The sequence below is a fragment of the Propioniciclava sp. LT294 genome, from assembly GCF_059516005.1.
The window spans coordinates 112,716-139,245 of sequence record NZ_JCAKNG010000005.1 but is presented as its reverse complement, the minus strand read 5'-3'; the positions used below and the strand labels follow the sequence as shown (position 1 = coordinate 139,245).

General features: G+C 71.5%; 25 protein-coding genes and 1 tRNA gene. 13 read left to right on the top strand and 13 right to left on the bottom strand.

What is annotated here, in order from left to right; genetic code table 11:
• Positions 1-149 precede the first annotated feature (149 nt).
• From AC5YDA_RS08430 to arfB, 3 genes are read right to left on the bottom strand one after another with little or no spacing between them, the layout of a single operon-like run.
• Complete coding sequence (locus AC5YDA_RS08430) at positions 150-842, bottom strand: response regulator (protein WP_496188946.1); 693 nt, start codon at positions 840-842, stop codon at positions 150-152.
• Positions 839-1,753 carry a sensor histidine kinase gene (locus AC5YDA_RS08425; RefSeq protein WP_496188945.1) on the bottom strand — a complete coding sequence of 305 codons (915 nt, stop codon included), beginning with the start codon at positions 1,751-1,753 and terminating at the stop codon, positions 839-841. The genes AC5YDA_RS08430 and AC5YDA_RS08425 overlap by 4 nt, the downstream gene beginning before the upstream one ends.
• A 56-nt stretch (positions 1,754-1,809) precedes the next feature.
• Entirely contained in the window at positions 1,810-2,250 is a 441-nt protein-coding gene (gene arfB / locus AC5YDA_RS08420) for an alternative ribosome rescue aminoacyl-tRNA hydrolase ArfB (RefSeq protein WP_496188944.1), read from the bottom strand.
• Between the two features lie 24 nt (positions 2,251-2,274).
• Between arfB and AC5YDA_RS08415 the strand changes: the two genes are divergently transcribed.
• The 3 genes from AC5YDA_RS08415 to AC5YDA_RS08405 all read left to right on the top strand — a co-directional run bounded on the left by AC5YDA_RS08415 (position 2,275) and on the right by AC5YDA_RS08405 (position 10,198).
• Positions 2,275-3,513, top strand: a complete 1,239-nt coding sequence (locus tag AC5YDA_RS08415; protein WP_496188943.1) for a YibE/F family protein — start codon at positions 2,275-2,277, stop codon at positions 3,511-3,513.
• Positions 3,510-4,460, top strand: coding sequence for a phosphotransferase family protein (locus AC5YDA_RS08410; RefSeq protein ID WP_496188942.1), 951 nt, complete (start codon positions 3,510-3,512; stop codon positions 4,458-4,460). The genes AC5YDA_RS08415 and AC5YDA_RS08410 overlap by 4 nt, the downstream gene beginning before the upstream one ends.
• Before the next feature lie 266 nt (positions 4,461-4,726).
• Positions 4,727-10,198: an ATP-binding protein gene (locus AC5YDA_RS08405; protein ID WP_496188941.1), complete on the top strand. Its 5,472-nt coding sequence runs from the start codon at positions 4,727-4,729 to the stop codon at positions 10,196-10,198.
• A 12-nt stretch (positions 10,199-10,210) separates the two neighbouring features.
• Here AC5YDA_RS08405 and AC5YDA_RS08400 read toward each other — a convergent pair whose 3' ends face one another.
• A complete protein-coding gene (locus AC5YDA_RS08400; protein WP_496188940.1) occupies positions 10,211-10,816 on the bottom strand; it encodes a CueP family metal-binding protein in 606 nt (201 codons plus the stop codon).
• Positions 10,817-10,963: 147 nt separating this feature from the next.
• Here AC5YDA_RS08400 and AC5YDA_RS08395 point away from each other — a divergent pair, with 147 nt between their 5' ends.
• Positions 10,964-12,532, top strand: coding sequence for an aspartate:alanine exchanger family transporter (locus AC5YDA_RS08395; RefSeq protein WP_496192922.1), 1,569 nt, complete (start codon positions 10,964-10,966; stop codon positions 12,530-12,532).
• Between the two features lie 24 nt (positions 12,533-12,556).
• On the opposite strand, the gene AC5YDA_RS08390 is transcribed toward AC5YDA_RS08395, so the two are convergent.
• Complete coding sequence (locus tag AC5YDA_RS08390; protein ID WP_496188938.1) at positions 12,557-13,438, bottom strand: LysR substrate-binding domain-containing protein; 882 nt, start codon at positions 13,436-13,438, stop codon at positions 12,557-12,559.
• Positions 13,439-13,547: 109 nt separating this feature from the next.
• Between AC5YDA_RS08390 and AC5YDA_RS08385 the strand changes: the two genes are divergently transcribed.
• Positions 13,548-14,720, top strand: a complete 1,173-nt coding sequence (locus tag AC5YDA_RS08385; protein WP_496188937.1) for a nucleotide sugar dehydrogenase — start codon at positions 13,548-13,550, stop codon at positions 14,718-14,720.
• Positions 14,721-14,738: 18 nt separating this feature from the next.
• On the opposite strand, the gene AC5YDA_RS08380 is transcribed toward AC5YDA_RS08385, so the two are convergent.
• Positions 14,739-15,815 carry an NADH:flavin oxidoreductase/NADH oxidase gene (locus AC5YDA_RS08380; RefSeq protein ID WP_496188936.1) on the bottom strand — a complete coding sequence of 359 codons (1,077 nt, stop codon included), beginning with the start codon at positions 15,813-15,815 and terminating at the stop codon, positions 14,739-14,741.
• A gap of 67 nt (positions 15,816-15,882) precedes the next feature.
• On the opposite strand from AC5YDA_RS08380, the gene AC5YDA_RS08375 reads away from it, so the two are divergent.
• Together AC5YDA_RS08375 and AC5YDA_RS08370 are read left to right on the top strand one after the other, a co-directional pair.
• Positions 15,883-16,248, top strand: coding sequence for a GntR family transcriptional regulator (locus AC5YDA_RS08375; RefSeq protein ID WP_496188935.1), 366 nt, complete (start codon positions 15,883-15,885; stop codon positions 16,246-16,248).
• An 82-nt stretch (positions 16,249-16,330) separates the two neighbouring features.
• A complete protein-coding gene (locus AC5YDA_RS08370; protein ID WP_496188934.1) occupies positions 16,331-17,077 on the top strand; it encodes a PIG-L family deacetylase in 747 nt (248 codons plus the stop codon).
• Between the two features lie 47 nt (positions 17,078-17,124).
• Here the strand turns inward: AC5YDA_RS08370 and AC5YDA_RS08365 are convergent, their stop codons facing one another.
• On the bottom strand, positions 17,125-18,807 hold the full coding sequence (locus AC5YDA_RS08365; protein WP_496188933.1) for a DUF885 domain-containing protein: 1,683 nt from the start codon (positions 18,805-18,807) through the stop codon (positions 17,125-17,127).
• 119 nt (positions 18,808-18,926) lie between these two features.
• Here AC5YDA_RS08365 and AC5YDA_RS08360 point away from each other — a divergent pair, with 119 nt between their 5' ends.
• Positions 18,927-19,643, top strand: coding sequence for a glycerophosphodiester phosphodiesterase (locus tag AC5YDA_RS08360; protein ID WP_496188932.1), 717 nt, complete (start codon positions 18,927-18,929; stop codon positions 19,641-19,643).
• A gap of 24 nt (positions 19,644-19,667) precedes the next feature.
• On the opposite strand, the gene AC5YDA_RS08355 is transcribed toward AC5YDA_RS08360, so the two are convergent.
• Entirely contained in the window at positions 19,668-20,330 is a 663-nt protein-coding gene (locus AC5YDA_RS08355; RefSeq protein WP_496188931.1) for a GNAT family N-acetyltransferase, read from the bottom strand.
• A gap of 129 nt (positions 20,331-20,459) precedes the next feature.
• On the opposite strand from AC5YDA_RS08355, the gene AC5YDA_RS08350 reads away from it, so the two are divergent.
• A complete protein-coding gene (locus AC5YDA_RS08350) occupies positions 20,460-20,795 on the top strand; it encodes a PadR family transcriptional regulator (protein ID WP_496188930.1) in 336 nt (111 codons plus the stop codon).
• The gene (locus tag AC5YDA_RS08345) at positions 20,792-21,373 is read left to right on the top strand and encodes a hypothetical protein (RefSeq protein WP_496188929.1); all 582 of its coding nucleotides are present in this window, start codon (positions 20,792-20,794) and stop codon (positions 21,371-21,373) included. Before AC5YDA_RS08350 ends, AC5YDA_RS08345 begins: the two co-directional genes overlap by 4 nt.
• Here the strand turns inward: AC5YDA_RS08345 and upp are convergent.
• Entirely contained in the window at positions 21,355-21,981 is a 627-nt protein-coding gene (gene upp / locus AC5YDA_RS08340; RefSeq protein WP_496189085.1) for a uracil phosphoribosyltransferase, read from the bottom strand. The two genes, AC5YDA_RS08345 and upp, sit on opposite strands and share 19 nt — an antisense overlap.
• Before the next feature lie 131 nt (positions 21,982-22,112).
• Here upp and AC5YDA_RS08335 point away from each other — a divergent pair, with 131 nt between their 5' ends.
• From AC5YDA_RS08335 to AC5YDA_RS08325, 3 genes are all read left to right on the top strand, one after another.
• The gene (locus AC5YDA_RS08335) at positions 22,113-22,805 is read left to right on the top strand and encodes a tRNA adenosine deaminase-associated protein (RefSeq protein ID WP_496188928.1); all 693 of its coding nucleotides are present in this window, start codon (positions 22,113-22,115) and stop codon (positions 22,803-22,805) included.
• Between the two features lie 37 nt (positions 22,806-22,842).
• A complete protein-coding gene (locus AC5YDA_RS08330) occupies positions 22,843-23,295 on the top strand; it encodes a nucleoside deaminase (protein ID WP_496188927.1) in 453 nt (150 codons plus the stop codon).
• Positions 23,296-23,339: 44 nt separating this feature from the next.
• Positions 23,340-23,425 (top strand) — tRNA-Ser (locus tag AC5YDA_RS08325).
• Between the two features lie 68 nt (positions 23,426-23,493).
• Here AC5YDA_RS08325 and AC5YDA_RS08320 read toward each other — a convergent pair.
• The 4 genes from AC5YDA_RS08320 to AC5YDA_RS08305 all read right to left on the bottom strand — a co-directional run bounded on the left by AC5YDA_RS08320 (position 23,494) and on the right by AC5YDA_RS08305 (position 26,529).
• Complete coding sequence (locus AC5YDA_RS08320; RefSeq protein ID WP_496188926.1) at positions 23,494-23,805, bottom strand: DUF2853 family protein; 312 nt, start codon at positions 23,803-23,805, stop codon at positions 23,494-23,496.
• A gap of 85 nt (positions 23,806-23,890) precedes the next feature.
• Complete coding sequence (locus tag AC5YDA_RS08315) at positions 23,891-25,615, bottom strand: glycerol-3-phosphate dehydrogenase/oxidase (RefSeq protein ID WP_496188925.1); 1,725 nt, start codon at positions 25,613-25,615, stop codon at positions 23,891-23,893.
• 64 nt (positions 25,616-25,679) lie between these two features.
• Positions 25,680-26,204, bottom strand: a complete 525-nt coding sequence (locus AC5YDA_RS08310; RefSeq protein WP_496188924.1) for a LytR C-terminal domain-containing protein — start codon at positions 26,202-26,204, stop codon at positions 25,680-25,682.
• A 31-nt stretch (positions 26,205-26,235) separates the two neighbouring features.
• Positions 26,236-26,529 (bottom strand): type II toxin-antitoxin system VapB family antitoxin, encoded by a 294-nt coding sequence (locus AC5YDA_RS08305; protein ID WP_496188923.1) that lies wholly within the window; start codon positions 26,527-26,529, stop codon positions 26,236-26,238.
• Between the last annotated feature and the right edge of the window lies 1 nt (position 26,530).

Sequence of the window (26,530 nt, the reverse complement as noted above, 5' to 3'; positions counted from 1 at the left end):
CCTCCCTTCGCGCGCACGACAGTCGTCCGCTGTCTCCTCCAGCTTGTCGTCGAGCGGGACGGTTGCCCATCCGTCGAGAGGTACATTCCGGGCACAGCCGCCGGTGGTGGGTGTGCCGTTCGGCCGTGCCGTGCCCGCGCGGGGAACGCTCAGGCCCGGGGCGTCGCCAGCCCTTGCCGGACGATGTAAGCGGCGGCCTGGATCCGGTTGTCCATCCCGAGCTTGGCCAGCGCGTTGTGCACGTGGTTCTTCACCGTGCCCTCGGTGATGGACAGCGCGGAGCCGATCTCCTTGTTGGACAGGCCGTCCGCCACCCGGCGCAGGACCTCCAGCTCACGGGCCGACAGCGCGGCGTCATCGGTCTTCGGGACGGCCACCTGGTGGCCGTTCCCCCGCAGGGCGGCCATGAGGCGTCCGACGAGGGAGGGGGCGAGGGGGGACTCGTTGCGGACCGCGGCCCGGACCATCGCGTAGAGCTCCTCGGGATGGAGGTCCTTGAGGAGGTAGCCGTGCACCCCGAGCCGGATCGCCGACATCAGTGTGTCGTCGTCGTCCAGGACGGTCAGCATGATGATGCGCGCTTCGGGGGCGACCTCGCGCAGGCGCCCGGCGGCGGTGATGCCGTCCATGACCGGCATCTCGACGTCCAGTAGGATGACATCGGGCCTGAGCGCCTGCGCCATCTCGACCGCCTCCACGCCGTTGCCGGCCTGCCCGACCACCTCCAGGTCGTCCTGTTCGTCCAGCAGTGTGGCGATGGCCCGCCTGAACAGGGCGAGGTCGTCGGCGAGGAGGATGCGGGCCGGGCGTCCGCACGGGGAGCCGTTGTCGGCCGGGCTCACGCGGTCAACTCCTCGAGCCGGCTCGGCGCGGGGGCCGGGCGGGGCAGGTGGACGATCACCCGGGTGCCCTCACCCGTCCGGGACTCGATGCGAAGGCGTCCGCCCACGGACTCCGTCCGCTCGCGCATCGTGGTGAGGCCGAAGCCGTCGGCGTGTCTCGCTCCGGCGAGGACGAACCCGTGGCCGTCGTCGGCCACGACGAAGTCGACGTGGGTGGCGTCGGCGCTGACCAGCACGGTCGCGGACCGGGCGCCCGCGTGCTTGCGGACGTTGGTCAGGGCCTCCTGGATGACACGGATGACCTGCACCTCGGCACCGGGTGCCAAGCAGGGATCGCGGTCGGCGCACCACTCCAGCGTGGTCGGGACGCCGCTGGTCCGGGAGAAGAGCCGCACGTAGTCGTCGAGGCGCTCCAGCAGCGACCGCTGGGGAAGTTGTGCGTCCTTCAGGGCGAGGATGGCCTCGCGGACGTCCCGGTGAGCCTCCCGGCACAGGTCGGCGAGGTCGGCCACCTCGGCGCGCGTGCGCTCGTCCACGGCGATCACCGGTCGGGCCTCGATCGAGCGGAGCCGGAGGTGGGCGACGCCCAGCACCTGGGCGAGGCTGTCGTGGAGTTCGCGGGCGATGCGATCCCGCTCCAGCAGGGCCGCAGACAGGTGCTCGGCCTCGACCGCGGCGTCCACGGCCGCCTCGTGGGCCCGGCCCAGCGACCAGTACATGGTCCACCCGAAGAGGGCTGCGCTGAGGATCAGGACACAGCTCAGGACGATGTGTGCCACCTGGCTGTCGAGGCGGGCGGTCACGGCCGGGTGCAGGCACACCAGGGCAGCGACGAACACGGGCGGCATGGTCAGCCCGATGAGGCGCAGGCGACGGAGGCGAGACCCGGTGGGAGAGCTGTCGTTGATCATGGGGTCCTCCTGTGGGTGATCCAGGACGACTTGCTCCGACACACAGTAGTAGAGAATCACTCCTCGTGGGAACGCCGTGAGGCCTTCTTCTCGGCCCGGTGCCTCTTGGCCGTCAGCCTGCGCTCCACGCTCCCGTGGGTGGGGCGGGTCCGCCGACGCGGCGGGGGCGGCGGGGCCAGTGCGGTGCGCAGGGCGTCCGCCATCCGTTCGCGCGCCGCGCGCCGGTTGAGGAACTGCGAGCGCTGGTCGGAGGCGTCGATGGTGAAGGTGGTGCCCACGAGGCGTCCGGCCAGATTCCTCAGGAGCCGGAGGCGCTGGGCGTCCGTCAGCAGGGTGGACGCGGCGATGTCGAAGCCTAGCTGGACCCGCGAGTCCGTCGTGTTGACGCCCTGGCCGCCCGGGCCGGAGGACCGCGCGAACCGCTCGATCAGTTCGGACGACGGGATCGTGAGGCCGGACGGAATCCCCGGGCCGGGGAGGATGACCAGATCGCCCACACCGCCAGCCTAGGGTAGGTGCCCATGGGAGCAGGACATCACCACGGGCCGCCACCGGCCGTCGGCATCTCGCGGGTTGCCCGCATCACCAGCACGGTCCTCCTGGTCGTCGTCGCAGCGGTCACGGTGGTGGGGGTCGTGCTGCTCTGGCCGGGGGAGCGTCCCCTCCTCAACCAGCCGGCGCCGGGCATGACGGCGTCCGTCGCCCCGATCGAGACGGCGCGCGTGGTGTCGCTGGTCACGTGCCCCGGCGCGGAGCAGGCGGTCGAGGAGAGCTCGTCGATCCAGCACGCGTGCCAGGAGGCCACCGTGCAGGTGACCAGTGGGTCGCTGGCCGGGCAGTTCGTGGTGGTCGAGCTCATCGGCGTGTCGGCGCTGTCCGGGCTGGTCGCGGGGGACACGGTGCTCGTGTCGGACGTGGGCGGGCCCGAGGGCCCGGCGTGGGCCCTGATCACGATCGATCGCCTCGTGCCCCTGTTCTGGTTCGCCCTGGCGTTCGTGGCCGTCGTCATCGCCGTGGCCGGGTGGAAGGGTGTCCGCGGCCTGCTCGGGCTGGTCGTGGCCGGCGCCATCTTCTTCGTCTTCATGCTCCCGGCCCTGGCCACCGGGCGCCCGCCGGTCGCCGTTGCCCTCGTGGGCGGGGCGGCGATCATGTTCGCCGTGCTGTACCTGGCGCACGGCATCTCCATGCGGACGACCTCGGCGTTCGTCGGCACCCTGATCAGCCTGCTCGCCACCGCGGGGCTGGGGGCGGTGGGCGTGTGGGGAGCCCGCCTGAGCGGTCTTTCCACGGATGAGAACATCGCCCTCGCCGGACAGGCGGATGGCCTCTCGTTCACGGCGCTGCTCACCTGCAGCCTGGTCATCGCGGGGCTGGGCGTCCTCAACGACACCACCATCACGCAGTCGTCGGCGGTCTGGGAGCTCCGCGCGGCGGGCCCCCACCTGTCCCGGTGGGAGCTGTTCGCCTCGGGCATGCGCATCGGCCGCGACCACATCGCGTCCACGATCTACACCATCGTCTTCGCCTACGCGGGTGCAGCCCTGTCGACCCTCGTGCTGCTGGCCATGTACCGCCAGCCCCTGGACCTGTTGCTCTCGACCGAGCCGTTCGCCGAGGAGATCGTTCGCACGATCGGATCCGGCATCGGGCTGGTCCTCAGCGTGCCGCTCACGACGGCGGTCGCCGCGCTGACCGTCGTGGGGTCGGACGAGGACGGCCACCACCACGCCGAGCTGCTCCCCCGGCGGGCGATGCCGTGAGCGTCCTGGGCACCCCGAGCCGGCCCGGCCCGGACGAGGCCGCCATCCTGGACCGCTTCGGCATCGGCACGGACGCGCTCATCGGAGCGGGCGGCGAGTCGCGAGTCTTCGCGCTGGACGCCGAACGCGTGCTGCGCGTCCTCGGTGGGCCCCCCGACCTCGCGGTGGTCGACCTCGTCCGCGGCTGGACGGGCGTGGACCGCGGCGTCCGCGTGCCGGCGGTGCTCGAGGTGGGCCGCACCGGCGGCCAGCACTGGACGGTCGACGTGCGCGTCCCGGGGGAGTCGCTGGCCGGCTGGCTCGGCCGCGGCCAGCGGGAGGCCCGTCGCCGGGCGGTGCTCGCCGAGTACCTCGACGTGGCCGGATGCCTGCGGCGCCTCCCGATCGCCTCCGGGGGGTTCCGGGCGCTCTTCGTGCCGGACGCGGTCCCGGCCGGCGCCACCCTCGTCGAGCTGCTGCAGGAGCGCGCCGAGTACGGCATGGCCTTCGGGGGGAACCTGCTGCGCGGCGTCCTCCCCGACCTGGACGCGATCCTCGCCCGCCTGTGGGCCGACCTGGGCCGGCGGGACGCCGTGCCGGCGTTCGTCCACAACGACTACTTCCCCGGCAACGTGATGACCGACGGCGAACGGATCACGGGGGTCATCGACGTGTCCGTGCACGCGCTCGCGGCCGACCCGGTGATGGACGAGGTGGGCGCGGCCTGCTTCGTGGAGCTGGTCGACTACCCGGATGCCGGCGCGGACGCCGCTTGGTTGTCGGCGCGGCTGGCCGAGCGGCTCGGTACGGACGCGTGGCTCGTCGACGCCTACCGGCGCTGGTACGCGCTGTACTACTCGATGGACCCTGCCCTGCTCGACTGGTCGGTGGCCGGCCTCGCATCCTCGGCGGGCTCGGTGCGTTCGTGGAGTTCGATCCACTCCGAGTCGCAGCCCGGGCACAGGTAGACGGGGGCACCCTCGACGGTGCGGTCCGTGGTGAGGGTGCCGCAGGCGTCCTGACACGGATTGAGGATCAGGTAGCGAGCAGGCATGGGTTCCATGATGCCCCTTTGTGGGGAACCCACAAGATTCACCACACCTCCTTGGGTGGGACGCGGTTGATTTGGGCCATTTCTCCGAAAAGGTGCCGAGCCGGGGTGCGCGGCTCGCCGACAGGTGGGAGATTCGTCCCATCCCCTCCGGGATGTCTCGTCGTGCCCTAAGGAGTACTCGTGTTCAAGCGCATCGCCATCGTCAATCGGGGCGAGGCCGCCATGCGGCTCATCCATGCTGTCCGGGAGATGAACGCCGAGCGGCGGGGGATGGAGCCGATCACGACGATCGCGTTGTACACCGACGGCGAGCGCTCGGCGATGTTCGCCCGCGAGGCCGACGAGGCCTTCCCGCTGGGCCCGGCGTCCGAGCGCCCCTACCTCAACCACGACCTGCTGGCGGAGGTCCTCACCGAGGCCCGCGCGGACGCCGTGTGGGTCGGCTGGGGCTTCGTGGCCGAGGACGCCTCCTTCGCCGACCGGATGGACGAGCTCGGGATCACCTTCATCGGCCCCTCCGGAGAGGCCATGCGCAAGCTGGGCGACAAGATCGGCAGCAAGCTGCTGGCCGAGGATGCCGGGGTCCCGGTCGCGCCGTGGTCGAACGGCGGCGTCCACACGCTGGAGGAGGCGCTCGAGGCGGCCGAGCGCATCGGCTACCCGCTCATGCTCAAGGCGACCGCCGGCGGCGGTGGGCGCGGCATCCGCAAGGTCGAGTCGGCCGGGGACCTCACCGAGGCCTACCAGCGCACCTCCGATGAGGCGCTGCGCGCATTCGGCTCGGGTGTGTTGTTCCTGGAGAAGCTCGTCACGGGGGCGCGCCACGTCGAGGTCCAGCTCATCAGCGACGGCGAGACGGCCTGGGCGCTCGGCGTCCGCGACTGCACGGTCCAGCGCCGCAACCAGAAGATCATCGAGGAGTCCCGCTCCCCGCTGCTGAACGACGAGCAGGTCGATGAGGTGGCGCGGAGCGCCGAGCGGCTGGCGCGGATGGTCGGGTACCGGGGCGCGGCGACGGTCGAGTTCCTGTACCAGCCGCAGCAGCGGGAGTTCGCCTTCCTGGAGGTCAACACGCGCCTCCAGGTGGAGCACCCCATCACCGAGGTGGCCACCGGCTACGACCTGGTCAAGGCGCAGCTCCGCATCGCCGCCGGCGAGAAGCTCCCGGCGACGCGGCCCACCGAGGAGGGGCACGCCATCGAGGCCCGCCTCAACGCCGAGGACCCCGACCGTGACTTCGCGCCGGCCCCCGGACGCATCGCGCGGCTGGACCTGCCGGCCGGTCCCGGCGTCCGCGTCGACACGGGCTTCTCCGAGGGCGACACGATCCCGGCCGACTTCGACTCGATGGTCGCCAAGATCATCGCCTACGGACCCAACCGGTCGGTCGCGCTGGCCCGCCTGCGCCGCGCGCTGGCCGAGACCACCGTCGTGATCGAGGGTGGCGCCACGAACAAGAGCTTCATCCTGGAGCTGCTCGAGCAGCCCGAGGTGATCGGCCCGGACGCCGGCACCCCGTGGGCCGACACCGGGTGGGTCGACCGGACGCGCGCCGATGGCGGCCTCGTGGCGGACGCCCACGCCGGCATCGCCCTCGTGGCGGCCGCCATCGAGGCGTACGAGGAGGAGACGCGGATCGAGTCCGAGCGCCTCCACGAGACGGCTCGCGGCGGGCGTCCCCAGACGCAGCACCGCTCGGGCGTGTCCGTCGACCTGAAGCTGCGCGGGGTGGTGCACACGGTGACGGCGTTCGCCGTCGCCCCGCAGCGCTTCCGTGTCGTCGTGGACGGCCAGGCCTGCGTGGCCGAGGTGCGACGGCTCGACAACGTCCACGGCCGGCTCTGGGTCAACGGCGCCCGGTACCGCACGGTCAGCGCGACGTACGGCCCGGTCCACCTGATCGAGGTCGACGACGTGATGCACCGCATCGCGCGTGACGAGGGCGGCGTCCTGCGCTCCCCCGCGCCCGCGCTGGTGGTGGCCACGCCCGTCGCGGTCGGTGACACCGTCGAGGCCGGCGCACCGGTCATCGTCCTGGAGTCGATGAAGATGGAGACCGTCATCGGGGCGCCGTTCTCCGCGCGCGTCAAGGAGCTCCACGTCATGACCGGCTCCCAGGTCGAGACGATGGCCCCCCTCCTGCGGCTGGAGCCGGTCGGTGACGGGGCCCAGGAGGCCGAGGCCGAGCACGCGGCGTCCGTCGAACTGCCCCCGCCCCCCGCGAACGGGAGCCCGGATCTCCGTGCGGACCGCCTGCTCGGCGACCTGTCGGCGACCCTGATGGGCTACGACGTCGACCCGAGCCGGAACACGCTGAAGGAGTACCTGGCTGCCCGCGACGAGGTGCGCGCCGCCGGCGGCGACGTCCTGACCGGCGAGGTCGAGCTCATCGCCCTGTTCGCCGACCTGGCGCAGCTGAGCCGCAACCGGCCCGTCGGCGAGCAGGTCAACACCGAGCTGCGCGTCCACTCGGATCGCGAGCACTTCCACCGGTACCTGACCACGCTCGACACCACCCGCGCCGGTGTGCCCCAGACCTTCGTCGACCGGCTCACCACCGCCCTGGCCCACTACGGCGTGAACTCGCTCGACCGGACGCCGGAGCTGGAAGAGGCGGTCTTCCGGATCTTCCTCGCCCAGAAGCGCGTCGCCGGCGACGTGTCGGTGATCCTCGGCATCCTCGACCGCTGGATCAACGAGCCCGCCCCCGACTCCGACCGTGGCGCGTCGGCGCGTGCCAACCTGGAGCGCCTCGTGCGCGCCACCCAACTGCGGTTCCCGGCGGTCGGTGACCTGGCGCGGTCCGTCCGGTTCCGCTGGTTCGACCAGCCCCTGGTGGACGCCGAGCGTGCCTCGGTGCTGGCGGGGGTGGCCGACGAGGTGGACGCGTTGGCGTCCGACCCCGAACCGGCGGACTACGACGAACGCATCGACCGGCTCGCCGCGATCCCGGAGTGGACGGTCCACAACCTGGCCCGGCGCCTGGGCGCCGGCGTCACGCCGCACGAGCCGATGCTCGAGGTGCTGCTGCGCAAGTACTACAGCGACTACCACCTCCAGGGGGTGCAGCGCTTCGCGGTCGAGGGCCGCGCCGTCCTGGTCGCCGACTACCGGGTGGAGTCGCTTCCGACCCGGTTCATCAGCACGATCGGCCGGGCGGACGAGATGGGCCCCGACGGTCCGCTCGCTCGCGTCGTGGCCGGCGAGCTGGGACGCCGACGTCCGGGTGACCACGCGGTGGTGGAGCTCTACGTGCTGTTCGACGAGCAGCCCGACCCCGAGGAACTCGGCGACGTGCTGTCGTCGTGGAGCTGGGACTCCGGCGTCCGCCGGGTGGCGGTGGGCGTGTGCCGCGCCGACGGCGACGTCGAGTACCACAGCTACCGGTTCGCCGACGAGGTGCTGCTGGAGGACGAGCGGATCCGCGGGTTGCACCCGATGGCGGGCCGACAGCTCGACCTGTGGCGCCTGCGTGACTTCGAGGTCACGCGCATCCCCGCGCCCCGCGACGTCCTGCTGTTCGAGTGCATCGCCCGATCCAACCCCGCCGACCGGCGGCTGGTGGCGATGGCGCAGGTGCGCCAGCTCGCGGCCGTCCGCGACGACCAGGGCAAGCTGATCGCCCTGCCGCACGCCGAGCGGGCCGTGGAGAACTGCCTCGAGGCGATCCGGCGGACGCGCGCCGCGCGCGGGTCGGCCGGCTCCAAGCTGGACATGAACCACGTCTGGGTCCACGTGTGGCCCGAGATCGACCTCGACATCGCCGACATCGGGCAACTGCGCCACAAGATCACCCCGCTGTCGGACGGCGCGGGCATCGAGGAGGTGCTGACCCAGGGCCGCTTCGTGCGTCCGGGACAGGCCCCGGTGCCGATGGCGATCCGGTTCCACGCGGCGCCGGGCGCCGGCGTCCTGGCCACGGTCACCGAGCCCCCGACCGAGCCGCTGAAGCCGCTGGACGACTACGCCACCAAGGTGCTGCGCGCCCGCCGGCGCGGTCTCGTCTACCCCTACGAGCTGTCGGCCTCACTGGCCGGACGCGGTGGGACGCTGGTGGAGCTCGACCTCGACGAGTCCGGGACGCTGGTGGAGGTCTCGCGCGAGCCGGGGCGCAACACGGCCGGCATCATCGTCGCCCGCGTCACCACACCGACCGCACTGCATCCCGAGGGCGTCACCCGCATCGTGCTGTCGGGCGACCCGACGAAGGGCCTGGGCGCGGTCGCCGAGCCGGAGTGCTCCCGGATCATCGCGGCCATCGACCTGGCCGAACGGACCGGCGTCCCGGTGGAGTGGTTCGCCCTGTCCTCGGGCGCGCGGATCTCGATGGAGTCGGGCACCGAGAACATGGACTGGGTCGGTGCCGCCCTGCGCCGCATCGTCGAGTTCACCCAGGCCGGCGGCGAGATCAACATCGTCGTGGCCGGCATCAACGTCGGCGCCCAGCCCTACTGGAACGCCGAGGCCACGATGCTGATGCACACCAAGGGCATCCTCATCATGACGCCGGACTCGGCCATGGTGCTGACCGGCAAGCAGTCCCTGGACTTCTCCGGCGGCGTGTCGGCCGAGGACAACTTCGGCATCGGGGGCTACGACCGCGTCATGGGCCCGAACGGCCAGGCCCAGTACTGGGCGCCGAACCTGGGTGCGGCCATGCACCTGCTCATGCAGCACTACGACGCGACCTACAGTGCGCGGGGCGAGGACGGGCCGCGGCGCGCGCCGACCACCGACCCCGTCGACCGCGACGTCTCCGACTACCCGCACGCCGGGGAGGCGTTCAGGACCGTGGGCGAGATCTTCTCCGCCGAGCACAACCGGGACCGGAAGAAGCCGTTCGACATCCGCAGCGTCATCGCGGCGGTGTGCGATGCCGACCACGAGCGCGTCGAGCGCTGGGCGGGCATGGGGGACGCCGAGACCGCCGTCGTCATGGACGCCCGCATCGGCGGCCACTCGGTGTGTGTGGTGGGCATCGAGTCGAAGGCGATCCCGCGGGCCGGGTTCCCGCCCGCCGACGGCCCCGACACGTTCACGTCCGGCACCCTGTTCCCGCGTTCGTCGAAGAAGGTCGCCCGCGCCATCAACGCGTCCTCGGGCAACCGCCCCCTCGTCGTGCTGGCGAACCTGTCGGGCTTCGACGGGTCACCGGAGTCGATGCGCAACCTCCAGCTGGAGTACGGCGCCGAGATCGGCCGGGCGATCGTGAACTTCTCCGGCCCGATCGTGTTCGTCGTGATCTCCCGCTACCACGGTGGCGCGTTCGTGGTGTTCTCCAAGCAGCTGAACGAGAACCTGACGGTGCTCGCGATCGAGGGTTCGTTCGCGTCCGTGCTGGGCGGGGCGCCCGCCGCCGCGGTCGTCTTCTCGGGCGACGTCGACAAGCGGACGGCCTCCGACGCGCGGGTCGCAGCCCTGGAGACCCGGCTTCGTGACGCCGCCCCCGAGGAGAAGGCCGCGCTCCAGCTGGAGTTGGCCGATGTCCGGGCGACGGTGCGCGCGGAGAAGATCTCCGAGGTGGCGGCCGAGTTCGACGGGGTGCACAACATCCACCGTGCGGTGGAGGTGGGGTCGGTCGACCGCGTCATCACTCCGGCCCAGCTGCGCCCGGCGATCATCGAGTCGATCGAGAACCACCGGGCGCGCTGAGCCGGGAAGGGGTCAGCTCACCTGCAGGGTCGTCAGGCAGGTGGCGTCCTCGGGGCCGGTGGCGAACGGGACCGAACCCGTCTTGCCATCGGCCGTCGCGGTGACGGTGCCCTTGATGCCCTTGGGCAGCCAGAAGCCGACGAAGCCGTTCGCGTAGGTGGTGACGTCCTCGTCGACCAGGACCTTGCCCGCGGAGTCGACGATCTTCACGTGCACGGGCGCGGACTTCATCTCGCCCCGGCAGGAGGCGAGGCTGTGGAAGTGGCACTCGTGGGTCTGGGTGGCGTACGGCGCGATGGACAGGTAGAACGAGTTCTCGCCCTCGATCGGGACGTTGACCTCGCCCGCCTCGCTCCCGATCACGACGTGGTCGGGGCGGACGGAGGCCTTCATCTTCAGCGGGCGGGCGGCCGGATCCTGGTCGAGCTTGTCGACGATCTGCCTTCCGGTCAGGCCGGCGAGGCCGACCGTGGCGAGCACGTCGCTCTGGGCCCCGGCGGCGGGGGCGGACGCCGCCGGGGCGGCGGGCGCGGTGGAGGCCGGGGCGGTCGGTTGGGCCGCGCACCCCGCCAGCGTGACCAGCGCGGCCAGGGACAGGGCGATGAGGGGCTTCTGCATGGATGGCTCCTTGGTGATGGCTGCGTGGTGGGCCAGGAAGGGGCCACTACGACGCCCTGTAGTTTACATACCCGGCAGGGGTATCGGAACCGTGTCGGGGGATTTCTGTGCCCGACACCGGGGCGCCCGGTGGAATAGGGTCGAAACATGGAACTGCTGGCCGGCTCGCCGCTGCTCGCGATCATGGTCGTCGTCGCGCTGGGAGCGGCAGTCGGGATGATCCCGTTCGGCCCCATCCGCTTCGGTGCCGCAGGCGCGCTCTTCGTCGGACTGGCGGTGGGGTCGGTCGTTCCGGGTGTGGGCCAGGGCCTTGCCGGCGTCCAGCAACTGGGCCTGGGGCTGTTCGTCTACATGGTCGGACTGGCCGCCGGCGAGACGTTCTTCGCCGACCTGCGCCGGCAGTTGCCCCTGCTGTCGCTCGCCGTGGTGACGGCACTCCTCGCCTTCGCCACGGCCGTCGCCGTCGGAACGGGCCTCGGCCTGGACGCCGGCTTCATCGCCGGCACCTTCGCCGGCGCGCTCACGTCGACGCCCGCGTTGGCGGCGGCCACCGCCAGCACCGGCAGCCCCAACGCCGCCGTCGGCTACTCGATCGGGTACCCGGTGGGCGTCGTGCTCGCCATCATCGCCGTGGGGGCGCTGGTCACCCGCACCTGGCCCGAGGCCAAGGACCCCCGCAGTGCCGCCGCGGAGGGCATCGTCGCCACGTCGACCCATGTCGAGCGGGAGGCGTCCCTGCGCGAGGTGCCGGGGTGGTCCGACGAGACCATCAAGATGAGCTACCTCGTCCGCGGCGGCCGGACGCGTGTGCTCGCCCCCGGCGAGCTCCTCCAGCCGGACGACCTCGTCCTGGTCGTCGGTGCCCCGGCGGCGGTGGACGCCGCGGTCGCCTTCCTCGGGCAAGCCTCGGAGGGCACGCTGACCGACGACCGCCAGGACGTGGACTTCCGCCGTTTCCTCGTCTCCGACCCCTCGGTCGCCGGCCGGACGGTCGCCTCCCTCAACCTGCCCAGTCGCCACGGCGGGGTCCTGACGCGTGTGCTGCGGGGCGACACCGACCTGCTCGCGCGGGACGACCTCGTCCTGCAACTCGGCGACCGCGTGCTGGCCGTCGTTCCGCGCTCCGAGATGGACGCCGTGGCCCGCCACCTCGGGGACTCCGAGCGCAAGGTGTCCGAGGTGGACGCGCTGGCCCTCGGCCTGGGGCTGTCGCTGGGCCTGCTGCTGGGTGCGGTGTCCATCCCGCTCGGCGGCGGTGCCCACTTCTCGCTGGGTTCGGCGGCCGGCCCCCTCGTCGTCGGCATGGTGCTCGGCGCCCTGCACCGGACCGGTCCACTGAACTGGGAGGTCCCGCTGTCGGCGAACCTGACCATTCGGCAGTTGGGCCTGCTGTTGTTCCTCGCGGCCGTCGGGCTGGCGTCCGGACCGGCCTTCGCCGCGTCCGCGTTCTCCCCGACCGGCCTGCGTGCCGGCGCCGTCGGCGTCGCGGTGGTCGGCATCAGCGCGGCCGCGTTCGCGATCGGAGGGCGTGTGCTGGGCCTGAGCGCCCCGCGGACCGCCGGTGGGCTCGCCGGCTTCGTCGGCCAGCCCGCCGTGTTGACCTACGCGACGTCCCGGCTCGACGACGAGCGGATCGAGAACGGCTACGCCGCGCTGTTCGCCCTCGGCATCATCGTGAAGATCCTGCTGGTGCAGGTCTTCGGTGGGGTGCTCTGATCGATCCGGCCGTCCCGGATCCCGTCAGGCCTGGTCCGCGGCCAGCTGGGTGAGCCGCGCGACGACGCGGTCTGCCGCGGCCGGGGCGTCCGACGGCCACGCGGCGAGGAGGTCGATCGTCGTCTCGTCGGCCAACGGCACGTACTCCACCCCCGGGATCCGCAGGTGTGCGACCCCTTGGGGCACCAGCGCGACGCCCAGGCCCGAGGCGACGAAGGCGACCAACGTGGCCGTCTCCCGCACCTCCGCGCGGATCCTCGGGGTGAAGCCCGCGGCCCGGCACGCCTCGGCCAAGGCCGTGGCCATGGCGGACGTCGAGGCGGGGTAGGCGACGAACGGTTCCCCGGCGAGGTCGGCCAGGGCGACCGGTGCGCTCGCGGCGTGGCCCGTCGGGAGCGCGGCGACGAGGGGCTCGGAGCGCAGCACGCGGCTTCGCAGGCCCGGGGCCAGCTCAACCGGGCGCAGGATCCCGACATCCAGGGATCCGTCCGCCAGCCGCATCGCCACTTGACTGCTGAGGAGGTCGCCGGTGAGGTCGAGTTGCAGGCGCGGCAGTTCCTCGCCGAGGGCGCGCGCCAGCGCCGGCATGAGCCCGAAGCTGGCGGACCCGATGAAGCCCAGGCGCAGCGCCCCCTCCTCGCCCGAGTCGATGCGCCGGGCCTCGTCCAGCGCCTCATCGATCGTCTTCAGGATCGTACGGGCGCGGTCGAGGAACCGCGCCCCCGCCGGCGTCAGTTCCACGCGGCGGGTGGAACGGTCGAACAGCCGGACGCCCACGTCCGCCTCGAGGGCCTTGATCGTCTGGGAGAGGGCGGGCTGGGCCACGATGAGCCGGTCGGCAGCGCGTCCGAAGTGGAGTTCCTCCGCGACCACCACGAACGCGCCCAGCTTGCGGGGGTCGATCATGTGGCTCTCCTGCCGGAATCGTGGTGACTCATGGGCCGAGAGTAATCAATGACCCCGGCATCGTGGATCGTTCACCTTCCGCTCATGCGCGATCCCTAGTGTGTTTCCCATGAATCGCTCCCGCATCACCGTCATCGGGCTCGGCTATGTCGGCATGGCGTCCGCCGTCCTGCTCGCGCAACGCCACGACGTGGTGGCCCTGGAGGTCAACCCGGACCGGGCGGCCCAGGTCAACGCCGGCCGGTCCCCGATCGAGGATGCCGACATCAGCTCCTTCCTCGCGCGCGGCGACCTCTCCCTGCGGGCCACGACCGATCCGGCCGAGGCGTACGCGGGTGCGGACTTCATCATCATCGCCACCCCGACCAACTACGACACGGAGCTGGACTACTTCGACACCTCCACGGTCGAGTCCGTGGTCGAGGCGTCGGCGGTCAACCCGGACGCCGTGGTCGTGATCAAGTCGACGGTCCCGGTGGGGTTCACCGAGGGGATCCGGGAGCGGCACCCCGGCCGGACGATCCTCTTCTCCCCGGAGTTCCTGCGTGAGGGCAGGGCCCTGCACGACAACCTGCACCCCAGCCGCATCATCGTGGCCGACCCGGGCCCGGATGCCGAACGGTTCGCGGCGCTGCTCGCCGAGGGGTCGCTGGAGCCGGACGTGCGTGTCCTGTTCACCGGGGCGTCCGAGGCGGAGGCCATCAAGCTGTTCTCCAACACGTACCTGGCGCTGCGCGTGGCGTACTTCAACGAACTCGACTCCTACGCCCTGCAGCACGGGCTCGACACCCGCCAGATCGTCGAGGGCGTCGGGCTGGACCCCCGCATCGGCAGCCACTACAACAACCCGTCGTTCGGGTACGGCGGCTACTGCCTGCCCAAGGACACCCAGCAGTTGCTCGCGAACTACCGGTTCGTGCCCCAGAACCTGATCCGGGCCGTGGTGGACTCCAACGCCACCCGGAAGGACTTCATCGCCTTCGACATCCTCAAGCGTCGGCCCAAGGTGGTGGGCATCCATCGCCTGGCGATGAAGGCCGGCTCGGACAACTTCCGCGAGTCCTCGGTGCAGGGGATCATGAAGCGGATCAAGGCCAAGGGCGTTCCGGTGATCCTCTACGAGCCGCTGCTGGCCGACGACGAGTTCTTCCGCTCCGAGGTCGTCCGCGACCTCGACGAGTTCAAGGCGCGCGCCGACCTGATCGTCGCCAACCGGATGCACGCGGAACTCGCCGACGTGGCCGACAAGGTCTACACCCGAGACCTGTTCCACGACAACTGACTCCGCTGCACGCCGGGCTCAGCTGCCGTAGTGGCTGCGCCAGCGGGCCGGCGCGTAGGGCGCGTCCTCGGGCCGGACGCCGAGGGCGTGCGCCGCGCGCAGGGGCCAGTTGGGTTCGCGCATCGCCGCCCGGCCGAGCAGCACGGCGTCCGCGCGACCGTTCGCGATGATCGCCTCGGCGTGGGTGGGGTCGGTGATGAGGCCCACGGCCGCGGTCGGCAGCCCCGTGGCCACGCGGATGCGTTGCGCGAAGTCGACCTGGTAGCCGGGTCCGGCCGGGATGCGGGCCGGGGCCACGCCGCCCGAGGACACGTCGACCAGGTCGACGCCGAGCTCGCGCAGGTCGCTGCACAGCCGGACCGAGTCCTCGATCGTCCATCCGCCCTCCACCCAGTCGGTCGCGGACAGGCGGATGAGCACGGGCTTGTTCTGCGGGAACGACGCGCGCACGGCCTCGGCGACCCGGCGGACGAGGCGCGTCCGGCCCGCGTGGTCGCCACCCCAGGCGTCGGTGCGGGTGTTGGACAGCGGCGAGTAGAACTGGTGCAGCAGGTAGCCGTGCGCGGCATGGATCTCGACGGCGTCGAAACCCGCGGCGTCCGCGCGGCGCGCGGCTTGGGCGAACGCCTCGATGACCGCCTCGATCTCCGGTTCGGTCAGGGCGTCGGCGGCCGCCTCGTCGACGGGGCCGACCGGACGCCAGCCGCCCTCCTCGGGGGGCAGCACGCGGTCGGGGTGACCCGGCCACCAGCGGTTCGTGCTGGCCTTGCGGCCGGCATGGCCCAGCTGGACGGACATCGCCGCGCCCTGGGCATGGGCGAAGTCCACGATCGGGGCCCACGCCTGAACCTGCTCGTCGTTCCAGAGGCCGGTGTCGAACGGGGAGATCCGGCCCTCGGGGCTGACGCCGGTCGCCTCGGCGATGATGAGCCCGAACCCGCCGATGGCGAAGCTGCCGTAGTGCACGCTGTGCCACGCGTTCGGGACGCCGTCCTGGGCGTCCACGGAGTATTGGCACATCGGAGGCACCCAAGCGCGGTTGCGGACGGTCAGCTCGCGCAGGCGGAGGGGCTCGAAGAGGAGAGGCTGGTTCACGGGACCAATCTATCGCGCGGCGCGGGTTTGTATTGCTACAGTATCGGCGTCCCCAGGGAGGTGCCGCGTGCTGATCGTCGACCCGGGTCTCCCGACCCCGCCGTACGAGCAGGTCAAGAAGCAGATCATCGAGCAGCGGACCTCCGGTGAGCTGCCCGCCAACCACCGCCTGCCGCCCGTCCGTCACCTCGCCGCCGAACTCGGCGTCGCCCCCAACACCGTCGCCCGTGCCTACCGCGAGCTCGAGGCCGCCGGCATCCTCGAGACCCGCGGACGTCTCGGCTCCTTCATCGTCGGCACCGATGCCTCCGCTCGCCGGGAAGGCGCCGCGGCCGCCCGTGACTACCTGAGCCGGATTCGAGCCCTTGGCCTGGCGGACTCCGAGGCCGTGCGGCTGCTGGGTGAGGCGCTGGAACCCGACCCCGCTGCCTAGCACGTACCCAGCAGCACCGGTGACGGGCCCCGGCTCAGCCGGTGGGGCGGCGCACGAAGAGCCGTGGCCGTAAGGTGGCGCCATGGCTGACTCGATCTTCGACCGGGCTGGCGTCCTCCTCGTCCACGCGCACCCCGACGACGAGACGCTGGCCACAGGCGGCCTGATCGCCGAACTCACGGCCCGGGGCGTCCGGGTGGCGGTTCTCACCGCCACGCGCGGCGAGCAGGGCGAGGTGGTGGACGGCCCGCTGTCCCCCCTGGTCGGGACGCCCGAGCTCACGGTCCACCGCGAGGGCGAAGTCGCCGCGGCCTGCCGCGTCCTGGGGGTGCGTGAGCACGGCTTCCTGGGCGAGCCGCCCGCCCGCGCCGAGGCGCTGGCGCCGCGTCGCTACACCGACTCCGGCATGCGGTGGCTCGATGAGGTACAGACCGTCGCGGGACCGGGCGACCAGGCCGGGCCGGACTCCCTGACCAACGCGCCCCCCGCCGAAGTGGCCGCCGACATCGTCGCGTATGCCCGCGCGGTCCACGCGGACGCCGTCGTGGGCTACGACTCGCACGGTGGCTACGGCCACCCGGACCACGTCGCCCTCCATGAGCCGAGCCGTGCCGCGGCGGCCGCATTGGGCGTTCCCTTCTGGGAGGTCGCATCCGACCCCGACACCGAACCCGGCGAGCGCATCGACACCCCCCAACACCTGGTGTTGCTCCAGCGGGCACTCCGCCACCACGCCAGTCAGCTCACCGTCGAAGGCGCCGACGTCGTCCACGTGGGCGGCCAGAGGCAACCGATCCAGACGTCCTTCACCCTGAGGTATCGCGCGTAGCGCCATGTGGTCCAGGGGGCGCTACGCCCGGAGTGAGTCCGAAGCAGTCAGCCGACCAAGGCACTCCGCAGGACGTCCAGGGGCAGTGAGCCGAGGTTCAGCGCCCCGGAGTGGAACTCCTTGAGCGAGAACTGCTCGCCGCGCGCCTTCGCGGCCGTGGCCACGTCGGCCCGGATCTGCTCCCAGATCCGCTGCCCCACCTTGTAGGAGGGCGCCTGTCCCGGCCAACCGAGGTAGCGGTGCAACTCGAAGCGGAGGAAACCCTCCTCCATGTTCACGTTGTCGACCAGCAACTGCCAGGCCTTGTCGTGATCCCAGGTGCCGCCGCCGTAGCGGTCGAAGGCGGGCTTGCCGAGGTGGACGCCGAGGTCCAGCACCACGCGGGTCGCCCGCAGGCGTTGGGCGTCGAGCATCCCGAAGCGGTCGCCCGGATCCTCGAGGAAACCGAACTCCTCCATCAAGCGCTCCGAGTAGAGCGCCCAGCCCTCGCCGTGTCCGGACAGCCAGCAGATCTGGCGCCGCCACCAGTTGAGCTGGTCCGCGTTGTGCACGGCCTGCCCGATCTGCAAGTGGTGGCCGGGGACGCCCTCGTGGTAGACGGTCGTCTTCTCGCGCCAGGTGTTGAACGTGGTGACGCCCGGGGGGACGCTCCACCACATCCGGCCCGGACGGCTGAAGTCATCGGTCGGCCCCGTGTAGTAGATGCCGCCGGACTGCGTCGGGGCGATCATCGCCTCGATGGTCCGCAGTTTCTGGGGGATGTCGAAGTGGACGCCGTTGAGCGCCGTCACGGCCTCGTCAGCGGTGGTCTGCATCCAGGCGCGCAGGGCGTCGGTCCCGTGGAGCGTGCGTGCAGGATCCTCGTCCAGGACGCGGACGGCGTCGGCGACGCCTGCGCCCGGCCCCGCGATCGCGCGGGCCAGGGACTCCTGCTCGGCGGTGATCCGTGCGAGTTCCTCGACGCCCCACTCGTAGGTCTCGTCCAGGTCGATGGTGGCTCCCACGAACCGCCGTGACATGCGCTGGTAGAGGTCCCGGCCGGCGGCGTCCTCCCGACGGGCAGCCGGCGCGAGTTCGTCGCGGAGGAACTCCGCCAGGCGGCCATGGGCCTCGCGGGCCGCGGCGGCGCCCCGGGCGAGGTCGGAGGCCAACGCGCCGGTGGGGGCCGCGCCGTGCGGCCGGGCGCCGCGGGCGAAGGTGGTGAAGAAGGAGGTGCCCTCGTCGGCGAGGCCGCGGGTCTCGGCGACGGCCAGCTCCACCTGGCGGATCGCGGGGGTGTTGCCGGCGACGACACCGGAGCGCAGGGTCTCGATGTACCCGTCGATCGAGGACGCCAGCGCTGCCATGCGTCCGGCGATGTCAGCCCACTGCTCGGCGGTGGCCGTGGGCATCAGGTCGAACACGTTCCGCAGGTTCTGGATCGGTGACGCGATGTTGTCGAGGTTCCGCAGGTGGTCGCCCGCTTCGAAGGACTCCAACTCCAGCCCCAGCCGGTCGCGCATCGCGGCGAGGGTGACCTCGTCCGTGGCGTCCGACACGGGGGCGGCGTCGAGTCGCGCCAGGGTGCTCCGGTCCAGGTCGGCCAGGGCCTGGTGGCCGGCCGGCGACAGGTCGTCGGACAGGTGGTCGCGGCCGGGGACGCCCAGCATGGTTCCGAGCAGGGGACTGAGATCGATCAGCGCGCGCGTGTGGTCCTCGGCGATGGCATCGATCGGAGTGGCTTCTCTCACGAGGGGGAAACTATCGTCCCCCCGCTCCCACGAGGGTGAGGGTGGGCTCGTTCACAGTTCAGTGCTTGTGGGCCGGACCGTTAACCGTTTCGTTGACTGGCCCTGCCACGATGCTCGCCATGACCGAGGTCTGGGCCCACCGTGGCGCGAGCGGCTACGCGCCGGAGAACACCATCCCCGCCTTCGAGCTCGCCCTGCAGCAGGGCGCCGACGCGTTCGAGCTCGACGTCCAGCTGACGCGCGACGACGAGGTGGTCGTCATCCACGACGAGACGCTGGAGCGGACGACCAACGGCACCGGCTGGGTCGCCGACCACAGTCTCGAGGACCTCCGCCGCCTCGACGCCGGCCACGGGTTCGAGAAGTTCGCCGGCACGCGCATCCCGACCCTGGGTGAGGTGTTCGAGCTCGTGCGCGACCTCGACACGGTGGTCAACGTCGAGTTGAAGAACTCGCGCATGGCCTACCAGGGTCTTGAGGAGCGTGTCCTGGCCCTGGTCGACGCGTTCGACATGGCGTCCCGGGTGGTGATCTCGACGTTCAACCACTACTCGATCCGCCACCTCGTCCGCCTCGGCACGCCGCTCACGCTGGGGGCGCTCTACTCCGAACCCCTCTGGAAGCCCTGGCAGTACGCTGGCAGGCTGGGCGCCTCGGCGCTGCACCCGTCCGTGGCGGCCACCCGCCGCAAGGTCGTCGAGAAGAGCCACGATCACGGTCTCGGCGTCCATGTCTGGACGGTCAACGAGCCGGACGACATCAAGCGCATGGTCCGCCTCGGGGTGGACGCCGTGATCACGAACTACCCCAACGTGGCCCGCTCGCTCATCGGCTGACCCCGCCGATCCAGTGGAGTCGGATCAGTGTGGGGCTGGGGTGTCGAGGCCGATGAACCGGCGCATGGATGCGGCGCCCTCGACGCTGATGGGGTCGCCGCGCACGAAGTCCTCCGGCAACAGGAGCAGCCGGCGCGAGATCACCCGCTCCCCGCGCGGCTGCTTCCAGTCGACGCCGTTCTCGCGGTAGCCGAGCTTCTCGCTGACCCGCAGGGACAGGGGGTTGTCGTCGAACGCCGACGAGGTGATGAACTCGAAGTCCAGGTGGTCGAAGAGGAACGCGCACAACGCCCGGCGCATCAATGTCCCGATCCCACGGCCCTGGAACGCGGTTCCCAGCCAGGAGCCCGTCTCGCCGTAGCGGAAGGTCAGGAAGTCCTGGGTCGCGACGCCCTGGACGCCGACGACCTCGCCCTCCCACAGGACGCACAGATCGAGTGCCCAGGCCTCGGTGGTCCACGTGGCCATGCCGCGCGCCCACCACTGCAGGTAGTTGAGCGGGAGGTCCTCGTCGGAGGCGTCCGTCCAGGGGAACAGGAAGGGCATGCGCTCGGGGGAGTGGATCCCACCCTGGACCACCTTGAGCAGCGCGAGCATCTCGACGTCGCCGATGCCGCGCAGCTCCAGCGGCCCGCACGTGATGCGCAGGCCCAGGGGCGGGAAGATCTCCGCCAGACGCGAATGCATGCCTCGATCCTGTCAGGGCGTCGGCCCGCAGCCAAGGGCGGCTCCGCTCCGGCGCGCAGGCGTGCCGAACGCAGCCGCGGCAACACCAGCAGCCATGCGCTACAAGGTACTGGGTGGTACCATGTACACATGGCAGGCGACCGAACCGCCCAGATCCGCCGCGGCGTGGTGGAGCTCGCGGTGCTCGGCCTGCTGGCTCGGGGGGAGCGCTACGGCTCGCAGGTCGTGGACGAGCTGGCATCCCGCCCCGCGCTCGCCCTCACCGGCGGCACGGTGTACCCGCTCCTGTCCCGCCTCCTCAAGGCCGGGCTCATCGCGTCCTCGTGGGAGGAGTCGCCCATCGGCCCTCCCCGCAAGTACTACCGCCTCACCCCGGCCGGACAGTCCGCCCACGCCGACCAGCTCGCGGCCTGGGCTTCCGTCCGCGACACGCTCGACGACCTGATCAAGGAGTCCTCCCGATGATCTCCTCACTCGACCGGCTCAAGCCCGGAACGTCCGCGGCGGCCGACCTCGGCCCGGTCTCTCCCGAGGGATCCGACGAGCCGGACGCCGAGGGCGAGCCCTTCGCCAACACCCCGCACGACGCGTTCGTGCTCGGGGCGGCGGTGCCGACCCTGCTGGCGAGTGCGGTGGTCGCGCACTACGTGGTCCGTGGGCGTTCGTTGCCCGACCGGCTCCCCAACCACTGGGACCTGGCCGGGCGCCCGGACGCCTGGATCGGCAAGGACCGGGCCGCCGCCACCGACCTGGCGGTGTCGCTGGGGGCGGCTGCCCTGGGTGCGGCGGCCGCCGGTTCCCGGACGCACGGTGCCGGCCGTGCGGCACGACTCGCCATCGCGGTGGGCGCGGCGGCCGGGGCGGCGACGGTGACCGTGGTGCGCCCGCTGGGCAAGGGCGGTTGGTGGGTCGGCCCCGGCCTGATCGCCGGGATCCTGGGCAGCGTGGGTGCGACCCTACTGGGCCTGGCCCTGGCCGGCCGGGAGGCGGAGAGGCGCCGCGACCTGGCCGGGCCGTGGGCCGGTCAGTCAGCCAGCCCGTAGAGGCGGTCGCCGGCGTCACCGAGGCCCGGCACGATGTAGCCGTGCTCGTTGAGCTTCTCGTCCACCGCGGCAACCACGAGGGTGCACGGGACGCCGATGGGGTCGACCAGTGCGCGCATGCGTTCGATGCCCTCGGGTGCGGCGAGCAGGCAGATGCAGGTGATGTGGTCGGCACCCCGATCCACGAGGAACTTGACCGTGCCGCCCAGCGAGCCGCCGGTGGCCAGCATGGGGTCGAGGACGTAGCACTGGCGTCCGGACAGGTCGTGCGGGAGCCGTTCCGCATACGTGAACGGCTCCAGGGTCTCCTCGTCGCGGACCATGCCCACGAACCCGACCTCGGCGGTCGGCATCACGCGCATCATGCCGTCGAGCATCCCCAGACCGGCCCTCAGGATGGGGACGACGAGGGGGAGCGGGTGGGACAGGCGGGCCCCGGTCGTGGTGGTGACCGGCGTGGTGACCGCGACCTCCTCGATGCGCACCTCGCGGGTCGCCTCGTACGAGAGGAGCGTGACCAGCTCGTCGACCAGGCGACGGAAGGTGGGGGAGTCGGTCTCGACGTCCCGCAACAGGCGGACCTTGTGGGCGACGAGCGGATGATCCACGGCGATGAGTTCCACGGGGACATTCTTGCAGGCGGGGGAGTCTCCGCGTTCCGAGTCGTGCCAGTGGGCGCAACGGGAGTGCCGATTGCCCGGGAGTCTGACACGATGGGGGCCGGGGAAGGGAGACCACCATGGCCGGACGTGACGACGAATTCGACGCAGAGCTCGCTGACCGCGGCGACGACCGGCCGGGTATCGATGAGGCCGAGGAGAACGACTACTCCGCCCTCGCCCCGCGTCGCGACGAGAGCGATTACGACGACGACGAAGAAGACGTCGATGATGACGACGATGACGATGGCGACGATGATGATGATGATGATGAGGACGACTACCCCGAGGACGCGGGCGAGGACGACATCGACATCATCGCGGCGTTGTACCGGGAGGACGGTGAGCCGGCCGCCATCGCGCTCGACAAGGAACTCGCCAACGACCTCGACGGCCTGATCGACGAGTTGCGGCGCGTCCCCGGGGACGCCGGCGCCGTGGGCGTCGTCAGCATCGACTCCGACTTCTTCGTCATCGTCCGGGTGCGCGGCCGCAAGATCGAACTGCTGCTCTCCGACATCTCCGCGTCGCTGGACTGGCCGATCGCCCGCGACGCCGTCGACTTCCTCGGTCTCGACCTCCCCGACGAAGAGGACGACTCCGAGCCCGTGGGTGACTTCGACCTCTTCGCCGACGCCGGTTTCTCCGAGATGGAGCTGGAGTCCCTCACGTCGGATGAGGAGGCCGACCCGCTCGAGTCGATCGAGGCCATCGTCGAGAAGCTCGGCTTCGCGAGCGTCTACGACAAGGTGGCCCGCGGCTTCGGCCTGTGAGCCGTCCGTGACCGGTGGGACGCGCTGGCTCCCGGCCATGCGCCGTGCCCTCGCCGAGGGGGCCGCGGCCGCGGCCCACGGGGACGTCCCCATCGGGGCCGTGCTGCTGGGGCCCGACGACACGCTCCTGGCGGCCGCCGGCAACGAGCGCGAACTCACCGGGGACCCCACGGCACACGCCGAGGCGCTCGTCCTGCGCCGTGCGGCCGCCGGACGGTCGCGCACCGACCGCGGCTGGTCCTTCGAGGACTGCACCCTGGTGGTCACCCTCGAGCCCTGCGCCATGTGCGCCGGCGCCATCGTCAACGCCCGCGTGGGCCGCCTCGTCTACGGCGCCCTGGACGCGAAGGCGGGGGCCGTGGCGTCCGTCTTCGACATCGTGCGTGACCCGCGCCTGAACCACCGCGTCGAGGTCATCGGGGGCGTGCTGGCCGACGAGAGCGCCGACCTGTTGCGCGCCTTCTTCGCCGGGCACCGGCTCACACCCTGAGCCCGATTGGATTCGGGGGCACACGCCACGATAAGCTGACAGACGGTGGCGTGTCCGAGCGGCCGAAGGAGCGCGCCTCGAAAGCGCGTGATGGGTCTCCCATCCGTGGGTTCAAATCCCACCGCCACCGCCGAGTGAACCGGACCCACCCTCGTGGGTCCGGTTCTCGCTTGGTGGGCCGGTGTCAGGCCGCCCGCGTCACTTCAGCGCGTCGAGCTTCCCGAAGTGCTCGGCCAGCAGGTAGTAGACCGTCAGGCGCGACTTCCGGCGGACCCCCTTCAGCTTGTCGCCGACCGCGGCGATGCCCTCGTCCAGCCCGTCCGCCTCGGTCAGGCCCAGCTTCTTGATCAGGAAGTTCTTCTTGACGGTCTCCAGTTCCTCGGGGTCGCTGTAGGCCACGCTGGCGGTATCGGCGTTGCTGAGGACAAGGCGGTAAGCCTTCTCCATGGCCTTGACGACGGTCTCATCGACCGAGTCGGTGTACTGGGCGACGTCTGCCACGTGGTCCATGGTGGATCCCTTCTTCGCTGGAGGAACTGACGGCTCCATCATGGCACCGGCGCACCCGGATCGGCCTCGCCCCCCGGGATTTCGTTCACATGGGAAGCAGGTCTCCCGCAGCCAGACGCGCGGTGGACGCCTCGGCGTCCGATGTCGTCTCCTGGGCGGCCAGCTCCGCCGCGATGCGGGCGCGGTAGTTCGCCTTCTCCCGTGTCGTCCGCTCGTCGCTCCAGCCCAGCAGGGACGCCACGAGGTCGCCCACCTCGTCCACGACGGCCTCGCCCCGGTCAGGGCGCTCGACGTTGACCCGGACTCGGTTCACCAGGACGTCCTCCAGGTGCAGGGCGCCCTCGTGCAGGACGGACCAGGCGACCTCGCCGCGCAGGTAGGCGGGCTCGCCCGCCAGCGGGGTGTTGAGGTCCGGCTCGGCCATCAGCGCGGCGCAGAAGTCGTTCAGGCCCGAGCCGTACCGCTCGAGCAGTTCGGCGACCTTGGCGTCCGTCCAGCCGTAGCGCTGGCCGAACGTACCCGCCCGGGCCAGGGAGGCCGACCAACCGTCCGCCCCGAGCAGGGGCACCTCGTGCGTGATGCTCGGCTGCGCCTTGGCGCGTTCCTTGCCGAGGGCGAAGTCGACCGCGTCGGCGGCCATCACGCGGTAGGTGGTGAGCTTGCCGCCCGCGATCATCGTCAGGCCGGGAGCGGCCTCGGTGACGGTGTGCTCCCGGGAGACCTTCGTGGACGACGACGGGTCGAGGGTGCCGGGCTGCAACAGCGGGCGCAGGCCCGCCCAGGTGCCGATGACGTCGCCTTCGGTGAGCTTGTCCGTGAACACCTTGTTGGCCTGGTCGAGCAGGTACCGGATGTCGTCGCGGGTGGGCACCGGGTGGCGGAGTTGCTCGTGCCACGCGGTGTCGGTCGTCCCGATCAGCCAGTACCGCGGCCACGGGATGATGAACAGGACCGACTTCTCGGTGCGCAGGAACATGCCGGTCCTCGACCTGATCCGCTCGCGTGGCACGAGGATGTGGATGCCCTTGGACGCCAGCACCTTCAGGCCGCCGCGTGCGCCGGCGAGGGCCTGGGTCTCCTCGGTCCAGACACCGGTGGCCCCGATCACGTGGCGAGTCCGGACGCGGTGCTCGGCGCCGGCCTCGTGGTCGCGGATGACCGCGCCGTCCACCCGGCCGGTGTCGTCCCTGGTCAGGCGGACGACCGACGTCCGGGATGCCGCCAGGGCACCGTTCGCGACGGCGGTCCGGACCAGGGTGATGACGAGCCGGGCATCGTCCACGCGGGCGTCGTGGTAGACCATCGCGCCCACCAGGGAGGCCGGGTCGAGCGAGGGCGAGTCGGCCAACGCCCGCTTCTTCGACAGGTGGCGCTGGATCGGGACGGCCGAGTGGAACCTGGACCCGATCACCGCCATCGCGTCGTACAGGCCGACGCCCAGGGTCGAGTAACCGCGCTCGATCACCGGCTGCTTGAAGGGCCACAGCAGTGGCTGGGCCTTCACGAGATGGGGGGCCAGCTTGCTGAGCAGCAGCCCGCGCTCATGCAGTGCCTCGGCGACGAGCTTGAAGTCGAGGTTGTACAGGTAGCGCAGGCCGCCGTGCACCAGCCGGGAGCTGCGCGACGACGTGCCGGACGCCCAGTCCTGTGCCTCGACGATCGCCGTGGTGAGGCCGCGGGTGGCGGCGTCCAACGCGATGCCGGCACCGGTCACGCCCCCGCCGATGACGAGGACGTCCACCCCGGCGGGGTCGGTCATGGTGGCGAGGTGGTCGGTCCGTTGGGCGCTGTTGAGGGACGCGGTGCTCATGGCTCCATCTCACCGTGGATCGGCCCCGCGCGCACGCCGCAGCGCTGTTTGCCCGGGAGGCTCGTCAGCCCTCGAGGTCGACGATCCGCAGGGCCGGCAGGCAGGCCTTGCCGTCGGGCAGCGGGACGCCGAACTCGGGGTTCGGGTGCGGGGTCGGCGCCTGCGCGCCGATGACCACGTCGACGGAGCGGTCGACCCGGCCGTCCGCCTCGAACGCGATGCCCTCGAAGGCCTGGCGCACGAGGACGACCTCGGGAGCGTCCTCGGAGTGGCCCCGGACGAACGAGGTGGGGTAGTCGTCGCGATCCGCGTTGACGCGCTTGTAGACCTTGAACCCGTCGGCCGAGAGGATCGAGCCCAGGCGCTTGGCGACGCCGTCGCGCTGGGAGCCGTTGTAGACCATCACGTAGACGTGCTCGGGCTTGAGGACCGGGCCGACCTCCTTGACGACGCACGGCTCCGTGGGGCGCGGGGGGATGGGGTCGCGGGCGGCGTCGAGGCCCCAGCGGCCCGCGAGGAAGACGAACAGCACCAGGATCAGGAGGGTCACCGGCGTCTTCAGCCTACGGATGACGTGGCGTGCGTCCATGCCGGCTCCCTCCTCAGGTGTCCGCGACAGGTTACTGGAGGTCCAGGACCCGCGCGTGCACCGACTGGCGCTGCTGCAGGGCCGCCCGGAGGGTGCGGTGGAGCCCGTCCTCGAGGTAGAGGTCGCCCTGCCAGGAGACGACGTGGGCGAAGAGGTCACCGTAGAAGGTCGAGTCCTCCTCCAGCAGCGCTTCGAGGTCGAGCCAGCGCTTGGTGGTGACGAGCTGGTCCAGCCGCACCTGCTGCGGCGCGATCTGGGCCCATTGACGCATGGTGTACCCGTGGTCGGGGTAGGGGCGGTCCTCGCCGACTCGCTTGAAGATCACG